Consider the following 15,926-nt stretch of genomic DNA (forward strand, 5'->3'; position numbering starts at 1 on the left):
AACTCTATCTGTGTCCCTGATAGTTAAAACCGAATAAAAACATACCAATAAGCGCTGTATTTTTCATGCTAGAATATTGCAGATTTGTGCCTTCTAATGACGCTATGACTTTCTCTTTTCTAATCACAGTATTGACAATATAAGCAGTATACCTATGACTCAACAGACGACTTCACAGACTCATGTCCCAGCCACTAATTCACCACAAGCGGCGGACGATTTTGTCCTAACGCCGCCTGCGCTCTTTCCTTTTAAAGAACAGCAACTAACCGCTCGTGCCCGTATTACCGAGCAAATGAAGTCGCGTATTTTGATGTTAGATGGTGCGATGGGGACACAGATTCAGACTTATAAGCTCGAGGAAGCTGACTATCGCGGTGAGCGCTTCGCTGATATTGAGCAAGACGTACGTGGCAATAATGATCTGCTGGTACTCACGCAGCCGCAGATGATACGCGACATCCATCACGATCATCTTGCAGCAGGCGCTGATATTATCGAGACCAATAGCTTTAACGGTACGCGGCTCTCGATGTCTGACTACGATATGGAGTATCTGGTACCAGAATTAAATATTACTGCAGCTCAAATAGCACGGGCGGCGGCTGACGAATTTACCGCAAAAAACCCTGACAAACCGCGCTTTGTCGCAGGGGTCATCGGGCCCACTTCACGCACCTGTTCGCTATCGCCTGATGTCAATGACCCTGCTTTTCGTAACATTACCTTTGATGAGCTGGTGCTTAACTACCGTGAGGCGACGCTGGCATTGATAGAAGGCGGCGTCGATATCATCTTGATTGAGACCATCTTTGACACCCTAAATGCCAAAGCGGCGATATTTGCCATCACTGGCGTATTTGATGATATCGGTTTTGAGCTGCCGATTATGATATCAGGCACCATCACCGATGCTTCAGGTCGCACGCTATCGGGGCAAACGGCAGAGGCGTTTTATAACTCTATTCGTCACGCCAAGCCGTTATCTGTTGGCTTTAACTGTGCGCTTGGCGCTGATGCGCTGCGCCCGCATATTCAGACGCTCTCGAACATCGCTGACACTTATGTCTCCGCGCATCCAAATGCGGGCTTGCCCAATGAGTTTGGGGAATATGATGAAACTGCTAAAGAAACCGCAGCTCTGCTTGAAGGTTTTGCCAAAGCGGGCATCTTAAACATCGTGGGCGGCTGCTGTGGTACGACACCTGAGCATATCCGCCACATTGCGGATATGGTGGCAAACTTTCCGCCGCGCCAGATTCCTGAGATTGCACCAGCCTGCCGCCTATCGGGACTTGAGCCGTTTACTATCACCGCCGACAGTCTGTTTGTCAACGTCGGTGAGCGTACCAACGTCACCGGTTCCAAGAAATTTTTGCGTTTGATCAAAACCGAAGCCTATACCGAAGCGCTCGATGTCGCACGCGATCAAGTCGAGGGCGGCGCACAAATCGTCGACATCAATATGGATGAGGGCATGCTCGACTCCAAGCAGGCGATGATTCATTTTGTCAACCTGGTCTCAGGTGAGCCAGATATCAGCCGTGTGCCTTTAATGATGGACTCCTCAAAATGGGAGATCATCGAAGAGGGGCTTAAACGTATTCAGGGCAAATCGGTCGTCAACTCCATCTCCTTAAAAGAAGGCTACGATGAGTTTGTTAAGCATGCCAAGCTCTGTATGCGCTATGGCGCCGCTGTCATCGTTATGGCCTTTGATGAAGATGGGCAAGCGGACACTTATGAGCGCAAAATCCAGATCTGTCAGCGCAGCTATGACGTACTGGTCAACGAAGTCGGCTTCCCATCTGAAGACATTATCTTTGACCCCAATATCTTTGCGGTCGCAACTGGTATCACCGAGCACAACAATTACGGCGCGGACTTTATTAACGCGACGAAATGGATAACCGAAAATCTGCCCAATGCCATGGTGTCAGGTGGCGTCTCCAACGTCTCATTTAGCTTCCGTGGTAACCCGATTCGTGAAGCGATTAACTCGGTATTTCTTTATCATGCGATCAAAAACGGCTTGACCATGGGTATCGTCAATCCGTCGATGCTTGAAGTCTATGACGACATCCCTGTCGAGGCGCGCGAGGCGATCGAGGATGTCATGCTTAATCGCAATCAAGGCGAGACAGGTCAGGATGCTACCGAACGCCTGATGACTATCGCTGAGAGCTATCAAGATGGCGGCAAGAAAAAAGACAGCACCGTCGATATGAGCTGGCGTGAGGGCACGGTAGAAGAGCGCATCGCCCATGCACTGGTCAAAGGCATCACCACCTTTATCGAAGCCGATACCAAAGAAGCATGGGAGAAATACCCCAAACCGCTTGACGTTATCGAAGGGCCACTGATGGATGGCATGAACATCGTCGGTGACTTATTTGGCTCGGGTAAAATGTTTTTACCGCAAGTGGTCAAGTCGGCACGCGTCATGAAACAATCGGTCGCTTGGCTGAACCCGTATATCGAAGCAGAAAAGGTCGAGGGCGAAGTCAAAGGTAAGATCCTGATGGCAACCGTCAAGGGGGATGTACATGACATCGGCAAAAACATCGTCGGCGTGGTACTTGGCTGTAATGGCTATGACATCCTTGATCTTGGCGTGATGGTGCCGTGCGAAAAAATCCTCGATACCGCTATTAGCGAGAAAGTCGATATCATCGGCTTATCAGGACTGATTACCCCTAGCCTTGATGAGATGGTCTATGTCGCCAAACAGATGCAAGAGCGCGGCATAACGTTGCCACTGATGATCGGCGGTGCCACCACCTCCAAGGCGCATACGGCGGTAAAAGTCGAACCGCAGTATCAAAACGATGCGGTCATCTATGTCTCGGACGCCTCACGCTCGGTCGGCGTGGTCACCAAACTGCTCTCTAAGGAAAATCGTCAAGGTCTTATCGATGAGACCCGCGAAGAGTATATCAAGGTACGCGAGCGTCTGGCCAAGCGTCAGCCCAAAGCGGCCAAGATATCTTATGCGGATGCTATCAAGCTTGGCTTTGACTATGACTGGGACAACTATGTGCCGCCTGCGCCCAGTAAACTTGGCCAAGTGATACTTGATGATTATCCGATCGCAACCTTGCTGCCTTATATCGACTGGACGCCGTTCTTTATCTCTTGGGGACTGACAGGCAAATACCCTAAAATCTTGCAAGATGAGGTCGTTGGTGAAGCGGCGCGCGATCTGTTTGACAATGCCAATGACTTAATGCAAAAAATGATCGATGAGAAGTTAGTCGTCGCTAAAGGGGTGTTTAAAATCATGCCAGCCAAGCGCACTGGCGCAGATACCGTCACCGTTTATGATAGCGTGCCTGAAGATGGAGGACAGCCAACGCATACCTTTGAGCACTTGCGTCAACAGTCGGACAAAGCCAGCGGTAAGCCAAACTTTAGCTTGGCGGACTTTATCTCACCAACAGACACGCACACCGATCATATCGGCGGCTTTACCGTCTCCATCGTTGGTACAGAAGACCTCGCTGAAAAGTACAAAGCAGCAGGCGATGATTATAACGCCATCATGGTACAGGCGCTATCTGACCGCTTGGCCGAAGCCTTCGCTGAGCACTTGCATGAGCTGATTCGTAAAGACTACTGGGGCTATCAGGCTGATGAGACTCTAACCAATGATGAGCTAATCAAAGAAAAATACGTCGGCATCCGCCCAGCGCCTGGCTACCCTGCCTGCCCTGAGCATACGGAGAAAGGCAAATTGTTTGATTGGCTGGGTACAGTGGACGCTATCGGCACAACGCTAACTGAGAGCTACGCGATGTGGCCGGCGTCTTCGGTCAGTGGCTTCTATTACTCGCATCCTGATAGTGAGTACTTTAACGTCGGAAAGATTGGGCGTGATCAGTTGGAGGATTATGCCAAACGTAAAGATTGGGATATCAAGACTGCTGAGAAGTGGTTAAATCCGAATTTGGCTTAGGGATGCTCATAGGTAGGGTTAGCTATTGTAGCTAATCCTGCTATCCGCTTATATCTTGCACGTCCACTGGCACGGTGACTAATTACTAGCCGTGTTCCTGTTGCCTCGATAACCCGTCTAGCAAAGTCACCGCAAGCCATTGGTCGCACAAGTATATCCGCTACTATCAGGGCTAGCGGTCGCATCGTGTTCTTGCTACTATTCATCGTAATCAAAACTTTACTACTTTTTGTATCAATTATTCAATACTGGTGATACTCCTACGGAACAACTACTAAATGATAGATAAAAGCAATTTCAAAGAGGTACTTAGATTTTTAGACTTTGAAGAGAGCGGCGATATTTTTATCCATCGCTATGCTAATAGCGCTTACCTAAAAATTGACTTCAACAAAAAAGAGTTGATTTACCCAGAAGATGAAGGGCTGACTGTTAATGAGCGGCAAACTTGTAACTTTTCGCAAAATGAAAACTTTGTTGTCTTCGAATGTGTGCATCGTTTATTAGCTCAAGGGTATAAACCTGAACATATTGAGCTTGAACCAAAATGGCAAGTAGGTCACGGTGCCAGCGGTGGACGCGCCGATGTTCTAATTAAAGATAATCAAGGTGACACTTTACTAATTATCGAATGTAAAACAGCTGGCAATGAGTTTAGTAAGGCATGGAATCGAACGCTTCAAGATGGCGGTCAGCTCTTTAGCTATGTGAAGCAAACGAGTACCACTCAATTTATTTGTCTGTATGCCTCTAACTGGGTTGATGACCAAGTCAAACCTGATTACTACCTCATCTCACTTAACGATAATGAAAGCTTGATTCATGAGCTTAGTGAATTAAGCGACGAGCCAGTATTAACCTATGCCGATAGCAAATTACGTAATGTTGAGGACATCGTAGCAACGTGGAAAGAAACTTATCAAAGCGATTATACAACGCGCGGTTTGTTTGAACCTGATATTCAGCCCTATTTTATAGGTAAGAAAAACTATTCGTTAGATGACTTAGTTACCATCAGTAGTAGCGACATTCAAGGTAAATACAATGAGTTTGCAACTATCATGCGTCAGCATAATGTCTCAGGTCGAGAAAACGCCTTTGATAAATTGGTGAATTTGTTTCTTTGCAAAATCGTTGATGAGACTAACAATCCGCAAGACCTAAAATTTCACTGGAAAGGTATCAGCTACGACAGCCCTTTTGATTTGCAAGACCGCCTGCAAGCGCTATATCAGCAAGGTATGAAATAGTTTTTGGATGAAGACGTCACTTACGTGCGTGATGATGAAGTTGAGACTGCTTTTCGGTTTTATAAAAATGATCCTGTAGAAACACAAAAAGCGATTAAGGCAATGTTTCGTCGTCTAAAATTTTTTACTAATAACGACTTTGCTTTTATTGATGTCCATAACGAAAGACTATTTCAGCAAAACTCAGCAGTACTGCTTAAAATTGTCAAAATGCTACAAGATATTCGCCTAAAAACCAACGAAGAAAATCAGTTCTTAGGTGATATGTTCGAAGGCTTCCTTGACCAAGGTGTTAAGCAGTCCGAAGGGCAGTTTTTTACGCCGATGCCGATTGTGAAGTTTATTATGAACGCGCTACCTTTGGATAATCTGATTGCAATCTCAGATGATATTCCCAAAGTTATTGATTATGCTTGCGGCGCGGGGCATTTCTTAAACGAGTATGCCACCTCGATAAGACCTACTATCGAGAACGACCCTGATAAAAGCTTAGCAGAATATTATGACCATATTACTGGGATTGAAAAAGAGTATCGGCTGTCAAAAGTGGCTAAAGTTTCCGCCTTTATGTATGGACAAGATGATATCAATATCATTTATGCAGACGCTTTAGGTAGTAATGAGAATATCAAAAACAATAGTTATTCGGTACTAGTCGCCAATCCACCTTATAGCGTTAAAGGATTTTTGGATACCCTAAAGCCTAGCGAGCGCAGACAGTACGAGCTACTCAATTATATCGATGAGAAAAGCTATACTGTGAACAACAGTATCGAAACCTTCTTTATTGAGCGTGCCAAGCAACTGCTAAAAACAGATGGTGTGGCGGCGATTATTGTGCCCTCCTCTATTCTGACTAAAGGTAAAGCCAGTAGCACCTCTACCTCTAAAAACATCTATGTCGCGACCCGTGAAATCTTATTAAAACACTTCGATATCGTAGCGATAGCCGAATTTGGTAGCGGTACTTTCGGCAAAACGGGCACGAATACAGTGACGCTATTTTTGCGCCGTAAAACCACGGATGCGCCTGTCGAAGCTGACCACTATGCAGAACGCGTCAATCGCTGGTTTAACCCTGTGCAAGCAAGTGTATCCAATAATGATGCGGTAGATATCAGTGAGGTTTTTGCGGACAGTCACTTCATCAATGACTACTGCGCCCATCTTGAGCTGGACGCTGATGACTACAAAACGCTACTGGCTGGTAATCCAAATCAGGCACTATTAGATAGCGAGTATTTTAACAGTTATATCAAAGAGTTTGATAAATGGTCGGAGATTAAAAACCTCAAAAAACGCAAATCATTTAAAGCGCTCTCTAAGGATGAGCAGAAGGCTGAATTAAACAGACGCTTAGTTGATTATCTAAAAGCGGCTGAACAAGACAAAGTCTATTATTTTGTGCTTGCCAGTCTCAATCCTCAGCCTGTGCTTATCATCAAAAGTCCAAGCAAGACCAAAGAGATGAAAGTGTTTTTGGGCTATGAGTGGAGCAGTGCCAAGGGTAATGAAGGCATTAAATATCTAGGTAGTGTAAAAGTAGAGGATGTTGAAGCCGTCGATGAAGACAGTGGTGAGGTGGCGCTTGAGGAAGAAGATAAGCGAGTATTAAGCAATCTGTATAATTTGGATAATATCCATACGCCACTGTATAACCCAAAAGACAAACACGATGCTAATAAGATTAATCACTTAATAAATCAAAACTTCCAACAGGAACAATTTTTGATTCCAGAAGAACTAGAGCCATTTGTCACTAAAGCACGATTGGTTGATATGCTGGACTTTTCAGTGATTGATTTTAATAAAGCAATTAGTTTAACGCCGAAAGTTGATTTTACTATCAACACAAAGTGGGATTTGTTGCCATTAGGCTCAATTACTGAAGTCGTTAGTGGTGGAACGCCCGATACGAACACTCAAGAATATTGGGACGATGGTGATATATGCTGGGCCACTATTGTTGATACAAAGCAAAAATATATTCACGACACTGCAAGAAAGATAACTCAATTAGGTTTGGAAAATAGTAGTGCTAAATTACTTCCTATAGATACGGTCATATTTTCTAGCCGAGCTACCATAGGTGAAGTAGCCATTAATAAAGTGCCTTTAGCAACCAATCAAGGTTTCAAAAATTTTATTTGCAATGAAGATAAAATCACTTATCAATACCTTTACTACCTTTTAGTATCTCTTAAAGAGGTATTTGAGATGATGATTCCTTCAGGTACAAAGTACAAAGAAATAAATACTACCGATATTCGTAGTTTTAGAATACCTGTTCCTCCACTTGATATACAAAGAGAGATTGCATCTGCTTGTCAGAAAGTTGATGATAAAGTTAAAAAGGCTCAAAATCAAACTGTAGAGTTTACGAATGAAATTAATAAGCTTATCTCTGAATCAGCTCACTATACTAACAGCCAAAAAACTAAAATAGGTTCAGTTCTAGATTTAAAAGCGGGTAAGTTTGTCCCAGCCTCTGATATAGCCGATGATTATCACGAGTCGCTATATCCCTGCTACGGTGGTAATGGCTTACGAGGATATACTAAAACATTTACTCACGAAGGCGATTACTGCCTTATAGGTAGACAAGGTGCGTTATGCGGTAATATTACCCGAGTATTAGGTAAGTTTCACGCTACTGAACACGCCGTTGTGGTTACTCCTCTTATAGATATGAATGACACTTGGTTGTACTATAAGCTAGTTAGTCTAGACCTAAATCAATACGCTACAGGTGTTGCACAACCTGGATTATCTGTCAAAAACCTAAATAACTTACCTATCACAATTATTCCTATAGAAGAGCAAAGTAAAGTGGCGAAAGAGATACAAATTCTAGAGTCTAAACTTAACGAAGCTCAAGCTATCATTGATACAAGCAGTGATAAAAAACACGTAATTATTGAAAGTTATTTGTAGGTTGGTGTCGAGGCACGAGACCCAACAATTTTTAAATCAAGAATGTTGGGGGTCGCAAGCTCCGCCCAACCTACCCAAACTGAACAACGACCAATATTTGTAAGAATGAGATGTTGCCGCTAGTCCTGATTGCAGCGGTTATCCTTGTCTGCTTACTGGGATGCGGGGGCTGGCTAGAGGGGGTCGCTCGAATGTTGGAACGCCTCTAGCCTTAGCCACCGCCCCGGTGAGTAGGCAAGATATGAGCGAAAAGCAGGATTAGCTACCTACTATTTTTTAAGTTTTAAATAAGCTACAATCGCTCTAACAGTACCGCCTCCTCTATCTTCCTCCTCTGGCAACATTAGGTTAGAAAACGTGGCGGTCTTCTTTTGTCTTGATTTTGCTTAGGTCGCGTAGGGTTAGTCACTTAACATTTAAATTTAGCATGGTTTAAAATGGTGGGTTACGCCTTGTCTGCATTCTCTACGAGAATTTGACGAGTCTAACGCCACCCTACTTCAATCATGAACTCAAGTCGCGCGGCGTCGCCTCGCCCCAATAGTAATAACCCACGATATTGACGCTCTGAGTGAATCCTTGCTGACCCGTTACCTCAAACCCCGCCTGCGCGATCAGCTGTTCTATATCTCTATCAAGATGACAGCCACCCGCTACCGGCTTCCATGCTGGAGTGATGAGCTGTTGCATTTTGCCTACCCATTTGGGCTGCGGCGCTAAACCGTGCTCGGCATAATAGAGGGTGCCAGTCGGTTTTAGCACGCGTCTCATTTCAGTTAGCGCTTGGATAGGATTAGGGATAGAGCATAGCGTAAACGTCATGACCACACTGTCCACGCTGTTGTCTTCAAGTGGTAAGATCTCGGCTGACAGCGGCTCTGAGATAAAGTCGATGCCTGCGCTAGCAAAGCGCTCCCTTGCCAATGGATGCAGGTGCGGGTCAACACCTATCACTTGTTTGACGGTTTGAGGGTTGTAAAACTCAGCATTGAGCCCACTGCCAACCCCGACTTCTAGCACTATGCCATGGGCTTTTGGGACGACCAGCGCTCTTTGCTCACTTACAATCTTTAATGCACAGACTTTGTCGATTAGTACTGGTAAGACTTTATTATCATAGATGCTTTTGAGATTGCTGATTTTGGAGGTCGGCTTTGATTTCATGATGACTCCTTTATAATTAAAATATGGACATCTTTGTATTCTACTCACTCTTTTTACTTCGCCGACACCGTTCCGAACAATAAACCACATTATCCCAGTCTTTCTCCCACTTTTTGCGCCATGTAAAAGGACGCTGGCAGACGGGGCATATCTTTTGCGGCAGATTAACCTTTTTGTGTGCCATAGTCCTTTTCTCTAAAGTTAACAAGGAATGATTACTGACTCCAAATAGGTGAGCGTACAACCCCGCCTGTCTTACTGCTAATGGCGTAGCTTGTCCGACCCGCTAGCGAATGTATGACTATGCTGCCGCCACTTTGTCCGTCCACTCGTGAGGTCCGCGTGGGATAAACAGTATATTGTCCAGAGGGTGAAAAACGTGCTGGCTCGTCTATACCCGTCTCTGCAAGTTTGACAGTCTTTCCTGTTGCTAGCGACATAATCGCTGCTTGACGATCGTTTAGGTACGCTAAGTGTTTGCCATCACGGCTGAGCTGCGGACTGGCAGCATAATCTTTTTTAGTGATTTGAGTGGCGTTACGAGTCGCAAAGTCGTAGCGATATATTCTTGGTCGTCCAGCGTTTTTCTTATCACTGGTATAGACAAAGCTTTGCCCGTCACTTGCATAGCTTGGCTGCACCTCTGTGCTAGGCAGTGTGGTGAGCTGTTTGGTTTTACCGCTATTTAGATGCATCTCATAGATATCTGCATCACCACCAACGGTTGAGCTATAAAGTAGCTTTTGGCCATCCGGCGAGAATGACGGAGACAGGTTACTACCCTCAGTATCTACTACCAAATTGTGCGTCTGGCTACTGACATCATAAATGTAGATTCTTGGGTTTTGACGCGGTGCTTGTTTACTATAAGCCAATAACTGACCATCGGTTGACCATGCTGGCGCATATATGTAGCCGCTTAGCTCATCGATGAGCTGTCTATCGCTACCATCAGGACGAATGCTATACAAACTAGAAACTTTTGTAGACCCTGCGCCTTGCTCTTCTACATAAGCGATACGTCCTGCACGATCTAGCGCAGGCATATTGTCAGTTAGTGGATTGATAATGGTACTACTCATAGAGGGAGGCACACTTTTATCTGTTGGCAAACTACTACACGCCGTCAAAAAAACACCCAGTATGGCACTCGTCGTGATATTAAAAGCGGTGTGTAGACTAATAGTATGCACATTAATAGTAGAAAGGAGTTTTTTATATAGATGTCTGGGGAGGTTGGAAGTAAGCATAAAAGTGTACTCGGTTAAGTTCTGGCTAGAAGCAATAAATCAAATGTCAAAAAACGCATTTAATTGGCTAGCATGTCATTTATCTTTTATTAAAAATACCCATTGATGAGATAAGAAGACAATAGGTAAAATAATTAGGACACATAATCAAGTCATAAAAAAACGCCTCACTACATTACATAGTGAGGCGCTCTATAGTTAGCAACTATCTGTCTTTTTTCTATAGTAATAACAATAATTTATACAAACCATGTCAAACCACTTTATGTACTTAGTTATTACTTATTTAGCGATGGCTTTAAAATGAGCAACTTGGTTTGCATTGCGAATAGTCAAGATAGGTACATTGTTTACGTTATTATTGATGCTATATTTGCCTTGTACCGTCGCCATCGTTGCCGTATCAAAGCTCGCTTGTGGCTCAGGACATGCCATCATAGTGGCTAGGACATTGTTTAGTACCACATTACCATTTACGACACTATATTCAGCGCCCATGTTATTACAGGTATTCATAAAAGTAACGCGATCGCTACCATTGGATTCAGAGAAGCTAAGTGTTAACGGTTTAGATGGGTTATAAAATAGCTGAGAGACTTGTTCACCATTGCTACGTTTGGCCTCAACGAGCTGCCAGTCATGAGCCTGTAAGGCATCTGAAGTAATAGGCTGCGTAACTGGGGCGGTGACATTTGGAGTAGTTTGACAACCAGCAGCAAGTGTACCTACTGTAAGGGTTGCAGCCATCATTACTTTGGTCATATTTTTCATAAAAACTCCTATAATAGATAAATTTAAATCTTTAAATAATAAACATGTTTTTCGCTTATTATTTAGCATCATAACTTTTATAATGATTGTTTATTTTTATTTAATTTTTTGAAAAACTATTCTAAACAACAGCGCTATTATGCCTGACTAGCAGATTATTGTCATGAAAGTTTACGTACACCCTTACCGCTAGATTTGTTCAACTATATAGGTGTTTTGCTAATCCTTCTTGTCAAAGTGTAGGTTACCTGCTAACTGTTAATCTAAATCCAATCGCTCTGATCTATCAAGCGCTCGCTACCTTTAATCACTCAACACTCTTAATCACTCGCTATTTTTAATCACTCGATATTTTATCTAAAACCAACACAAAAAAATACCCCACTTATTAGCGAGGTCTTTTGCAAAGATTATTGTTACATAATTTTGATCAAATAACATCTGTACCAGTAATGTCAGGCTGGCTAGTTGGCTGTGAATTTAAAGACTGACAGCCTACTAGTACGCTTAACATTACAAGGCTAGTCACTACTGCTTTGGTCATATTTTTCATTGGTACTCCTCGTGTAGATTGATTAAATATCGTCGTTGGTAAGTTTCTTATTGCATGAGACCTATGATACCTGTCTGTATTCTCACTATTAACATTAGCTTGTTTGAGCTTCAATAACAACTATCATCTACTTTGCTATCAGTTATTTAATGTTAATCAAAAATATTTATGACTATCATTGCTGTTACATAACGGTATAGCCAGCCAAGCGTTCATCGAAAAACACCGTGACTGCTAGCGTTTATGGCAGAGCCGTTAACCGTGCATTTATGTTATAATGTACCTACATTAATTCTATAACTATAAGTACGATAATGATGACTAAAAAATCCCTTATTCAGTCCCCTGAAGCCATAGAAAAAATGCGTGTTGCTGGTAAGCTTGCCAGCGATGTACTTGTGATGCTTGATGAGCACGTCAGAGTCGGTATCAGTACCGAAGCGCTCAATCAAATTGCTCACGATTATATCGTCAATGAGCAAGGGGCTATTCCAGCACCGCTTAACTACAATGGTTTTCCAAAATCAATCTGCACCTCAGTGAATCATGTGGTGTGCCACGGTATCCCGTCCGAAAATAAACTGCTCAAAGACGGTGATATCATCAATATCGATGTGACCGTGATTAAAGATGGCTATTATGGCGATACCTCAAAAATGTGGATCGTTGGTAATGGCTCCATCATGGCGCAGCGTATCTGTAAAGTGGCACAAGACGCACTTTATGCAGGCATGAGTGTCGTCAAAGATGGCGCACGCTTGGGTGATGTCGGTGCTGCTATCCAAGAAGTGGTCGAGCCTGAACGCTTTAGTATTGTACGTGAGTTCTGTGGTCACGGTATTAGTAATGAGTTTCATCATGAGCCACAAGTTATGCACTACGGCAAAAAAGGCACAGGGTTCGAGCTTAAGACTGGCATGACCTTTACTATTGAGCCAATGATTAACCAAGGCACGTGGCAGACCAAGATTCTACCGGATGAATGGACAGCCATTACTAAAGATCGTAAGCTGTCAGCGCAATGGGAGCACACGATGGTTGTGACTGATAACGGCTGTGAGGTGTTTACCACTCGCCCTGAAGAAGACTTAAGCTTTTTGACCCAATGATATAAATAAAGATCGCTTAGGCGGTCTTTTTTTTTGGACTATTATTATCGGCTTTAGGCTATCATCGTCTTTAGGCCATTATCATTGTTAGTCGATAGATACACGTTGAGCATCATGCTTGCTACTTTTTTACCTTTATACTTTTATTTGCTTTTCATTTCTAATAATCTCTATTTCTGAATTCTTGATTGGATAACGCTCATGTTCTCTTTCGATGCTGCTTCTATTAACCTCACTCCGCTACCCTCTTTTCCTGCGTCAGATACGGTCTCATCATCTGATACGGAGAAGTCTTTACTTGGTATACCCAAATGGTTGACCCAAATTAATACTGATATTAACCGCGCCCTTGAGCGTGGAGCGAATATTCGTCAATTGGTTGGCGCTCGTAGCGATGCCATTGATGATTTGCTGATGGCGTTGTTTACGTGGTTTGAGTTGGACAAGACGGATTTGGCATTATTTGCAACTGGCGGCTATGGGCGTAATGAGCTGTCATTATACTCAGATATTGATATCTTGCTATTAGCCCCTAATGAGTTAAAGCCGAACGTTAGCAGTAAGATTGATAGATTGGTAGCGATGCTATGGGATATTGGACTAGAGCCTGCGTTATCGGTACGTAGTGTCGATGACTGCTTGGAAGCTGCAACAGATCATACGGTTGCCAGTGCCTTACTAGAAGCACGATTATTAATCGGTAATGAAGCGCTAAAGAGCATTCCTGTAGATGTCGTCAATAAGCTATGGTCCCAAAAAGATTTTTATGAAGTAAAAATCAATGAAGCCAAGGCGCGTTATATTCGGCATAATGCTACTGAATACAATCTTGAGCCCAACATCAAAACAGCGCCAGGCGGACTGCGCGATATTCATATCGTCGGTTGGGTGACCAAGCGCTACTTTAGAGTCAGCAAGCTTTATGACTTGGTACAACAAGGCTTTGTGACCGAAAAGGAGTTCGATGAGCTAAGCTTTGCTGAAAGCTTCTTATGGCAGATACGTCATTATTTGCATGAGATGACTGGTCGCAACGAAAATAAGCTACTGTTTGATTATCAGCGTGATATTGCGCAGCGGATGGGTTATGAGACGCAGCCAGATGATCAACCCAATGCCGCCGTTGAGCGTTTTATGCGTGACTATTATCGCTGTGCAATGCAAATATCCACGCTGTCTGAGATGCTCATCAACCATTACTACGAAACCATCATAGAACCGCATTTACCAGAACACGAGCAGCCAACTAAGCGCCCTCTAAACGCCCTCTTCAATCAGGTCGGTGAGCAAATTGCCATCTCCCATCATCGTGTGTTCTCTCAGCACCCTGAAGCGATTTTAGAGATGTTTTTACTCATGGGACAATATGGGATAAAAAGTATTCGAACTCGAACTCTGCGCGCACTAAAAATTGCCGCGCGTGGTATCGATCAGACCTACCGTGACAATCCTGAACATCAAGCGTTGTTTTTGGAAAATATAAAAGAGCAGAATTATCTGTTTCATCGTTTGCGTGCGATGAACCGCTACGGGGTACTGGGTAATTATATCCCCGCCTTCGCGCAAGTGACCGGTCTTATGCAGTATGACTTATTTCATCGTTATACGGTCGATGCGCACACGCTATTTTTGATACGAATTTTGCACCGCTTTACCGACGCGCGTTTTTATGAAGACTTCCCATTGGTTAGTGCGATTTATCAGCGTATTGAGCGCAAAGAGATTTTAGTATTGGCAGCGATGTTCCATGATATTGCAAAAGGTCGCGGCGGTAATCACAGTCAGCTTGGAGAGACTGAGTCGATTGAGTTTTGTTTGGCGCATGGTATGAGTAAAGCCGATGCTCATCTGGTAGGCTGGCTGACGCGCTATCATTTACTCATGTCTATGACTGCGCAAAAAAAGGACATATCAGATCCTGAGGTGGTGACTGTCTTTGCTGATTTGGTCGGCAATGTCACTCATCTCAATCACTTGTATGTACTGACAGTGGCGGATATGAACGCTACAAATCCGCAGCTTTGGAACAGCTGGCGGGCGACTTTGATGAAACAATTATACTCACAAACGCGGCGTATTTTACGCGCCGATATTGACGCACCGACCAACCGCCAAGATATGATTCGCGCGACACGTAAGCAAGCGCTGACGATGCTTGATAACGTTGATAATCAACATATGAATCGTGATGAGGTGCTTAGATTATGGAATGAATTAGGGGATGAGTACTTTTTGCGCGAGATTGCAGAAGATATCTTATGGCATACCGAAGCCATCTTAAACCATCCTCCTATCGGCTATGCTTCTAATGCTGATAGCACGCCATTAGTCGTATTACGCGAGCATCGGGAGCTGGCTTTAGATGCTGTGCAAGTGTTTGTATATACCCAAGATCAAGCCAACCTATTTGCCGTTACCATGGCAGTATTTGATCAGATGAATCTTGATGTACTAGACGCCCGAATCATTACCGCGACCCGTGACTTTGCTTTGGACTCTTATGTATTACTTGATCGTAGCGGTACATTACTAAAAGATGAGGACAGCCAACAAGAGCTAAAGCAGCGTTTGGTCAATGCCTTTAAAAACCCTACAACCCCCAAGCTTGCGCAAAAACGTATCCCGCGCCAGCTTAGACACTTTGATGTGCCGACCGTTATTGGCTTTGAGTTTAATGAGGCTTCAGGTCAGCATATCATGAGCTTACAGACGCTTGATCAGCCAGGACTTTTGGCCCGAGTGGGACAGGTGTTTTTACAGCAAGGTATTGAAGTGCATGCAGCTCGCATTACAACTTTAGGTGAACGCGCAGAAGATATGTTCTATCTTAGTGATCAAAACGACGCGCCCTTATCTATAGACAAACTTGATACGTTAAAAGCCGCTTTGATTGCTAGTATCAGTGTCTTACCAGATAGCAGCCACTCTTAGCTTGGCGTG

Annotated in this window: 10 protein-coding genes; 5 read left to right on the forward strand and 5 right to left on the reverse strand. The window is 43.8% G+C overall.

Annotated features, from left to right (window positions below):
- Window positions 1-154: 154 nt before the first annotated feature.
- The 3 genes from metH to BTV98_RS12350 all read left to right on the forward strand — a co-directional run bounded on the left by metH (window position 155) and on the right by BTV98_RS12350 (window position 8,139).
- Window positions 155-3,955: a methionine synthase gene (gene metH, locus BTV98_RS12345; protein WP_075103699.1), complete on the forward strand. Its 3,801-nt coding sequence runs from the start codon at window positions 155-157 to the stop codon at window positions 3,953-3,955.
- Window positions 3,956-4,233: 278 nt separating this feature from the next.
- Entirely contained in the window at window positions 4,234-5,205 is a 972-nt protein-coding gene (locus BTV98_RS13715; RefSeq protein WP_218612978.1) for a type I restriction enzyme HsdR N-terminal domain-containing protein, read from the forward strand.
- Between the two features lie 3 nt (window positions 5,206-5,208).
- Window positions 5,209-8,139, forward strand: a complete 2,931-nt coding sequence (locus BTV98_RS12350; protein WP_218612987.1) for a restriction endonuclease subunit S — start codon at window positions 5,209-5,211, stop codon at window positions 8,137-8,139.
- A gap of 504 nt (window positions 8,140-8,643) precedes the next feature.
- On the opposite strand, the gene BTV98_RS12355 is transcribed toward BTV98_RS12350, so the two are convergent.
- The 5 genes from BTV98_RS12355 to BTV98_RS13815 form a co-directional block, all read right to left on the reverse strand.
- Window positions 8,644-9,303 carry a class I SAM-dependent methyltransferase gene (locus BTV98_RS12355; protein ID WP_075103700.1) on the reverse strand — a complete coding sequence of 220 codons (660 nt, stop codon included), beginning with the start codon at window positions 9,301-9,303 and terminating at the stop codon, window positions 8,644-8,646.
- Window positions 9,304-9,343: 40 nt separating this feature from the next.
- The gene (locus BTV98_RS12360; protein WP_075103701.1) at window positions 9,344-9,487 is read right to left on the reverse strand and encodes a DUF2256 domain-containing protein; all 144 of its coding nucleotides are present in this window, start codon (window positions 9,485-9,487) and stop codon (window positions 9,344-9,346) included.
- A gap of 31 nt (window positions 9,488-9,518) precedes the next feature.
- Window positions 9,519-10,553, reverse strand: a complete 1,035-nt coding sequence (locus tag BTV98_RS12365; RefSeq protein WP_058368225.1) for a PD40 domain-containing protein — start codon at window positions 10,551-10,553, stop codon at window positions 9,519-9,521.
- Window positions 10,554-10,835: 282 nt separating this feature from the next.
- Window positions 10,836-11,324 (reverse strand): META domain-containing protein, encoded by a 489-nt coding sequence (locus tag BTV98_RS12370; RefSeq protein WP_058368224.1) that lies wholly within the window; start codon window positions 11,322-11,324, stop codon window positions 10,836-10,838.
- A gap of 430 nt (window positions 11,325-11,754) precedes the next feature.
- Window positions 11,755-11,877, reverse strand: a complete 123-nt coding sequence (locus tag BTV98_RS13815; protein ID WP_256713909.1) for a hypothetical protein — start codon at window positions 11,875-11,877, stop codon at window positions 11,755-11,757.
- Window positions 11,878-12,191: 314 nt separating this feature from the next.
- On the opposite strand from BTV98_RS13815, the gene map reads away from it, so the two are divergent.
- Together map and glnD are read left to right on the forward strand one after the other, a co-directional pair.
- Complete coding sequence (gene map / locus BTV98_RS12375) at window positions 12,192-12,986, forward strand: type I methionyl aminopeptidase (protein ID WP_058368223.1); 795 nt, start codon at window positions 12,192-12,194, stop codon at window positions 12,984-12,986.
- A gap of 201 nt (window positions 12,987-13,187) precedes the next feature.
- Window positions 13,188-15,917 (forward strand): [protein-PII] uridylyltransferase, encoded by a 2,730-nt coding sequence (glnD, locus tag BTV98_RS12380; protein ID WP_058368222.1) that lies wholly within the window; start codon window positions 13,188-13,190, stop codon window positions 15,915-15,917.
- The last annotated feature ends 9 nt before the right edge of the window (window positions 15,918-15,926 follow it).

This window comes from Psychrobacter sp. Cmf 22.2 (assembly GCF_001921745.1).
GTDB lineage: Bacteria > Pseudomonadota > Gammaproteobacteria > Pseudomonadales > Moraxellaceae > Psychrobacter.

Coding starts and splice junctions, on each gene's coding strand:
- metH (WP_075103699.1), top strand. CDS start 155: ATGACTCAACAGACGACTTCACAGACTCATGTCCCAGCCACTAATTCA.
- BTV98_RS13715 (WP_218612978.1), top strand. CDS start 4,234: ATGATAGATAAAAGCAATTTCAAAGAGGTACTTAGATTTTTAGACTTT.
- BTV98_RS12355 (WP_075103700.1), bottom strand. CDS start 9,303: ATGAAATCAAAGCCGACCTCCAAAATCAGCAATCTCAAAAGCATCTAT.
- BTV98_RS12360 (WP_075103701.1), bottom strand. CDS start 9,487: ATGGCACACAAAAAGGTTAATCTGCCGCAAAAGATATGCCCCGTCTGC.
- BTV98_RS12365 (WP_058368225.1), bottom strand. CDS start 10,553: ATGCTTACTTCCAACCTCCCCAGACATCTATATAAAAAACTCCTTTCT.
- BTV98_RS12370 (WP_058368224.1), bottom strand. CDS start 11,324: ATGAAAAATATGACCAAAGTAATGATGGCTGCAACCCTTACAGTAGGT.
- BTV98_RS13815 (WP_256713909.1), bottom strand. CDS start 11,877: ATGAAAAATATGACCAAAGCAGTAGTGACTAGCCTTGTAATGTTAAGC.
- map (WP_058368223.1), top strand. CDS start 12,192: ATGATGACTAAAAAATCCCTTATTCAGTCCCCTGAAGCCATAGAAAAA.
- glnD (WP_058368222.1), top strand. CDS start 13,188: ATGTTCTCTTTCGATGCTGCTTCTATTAACCTCACTCCGCTACCCTCT.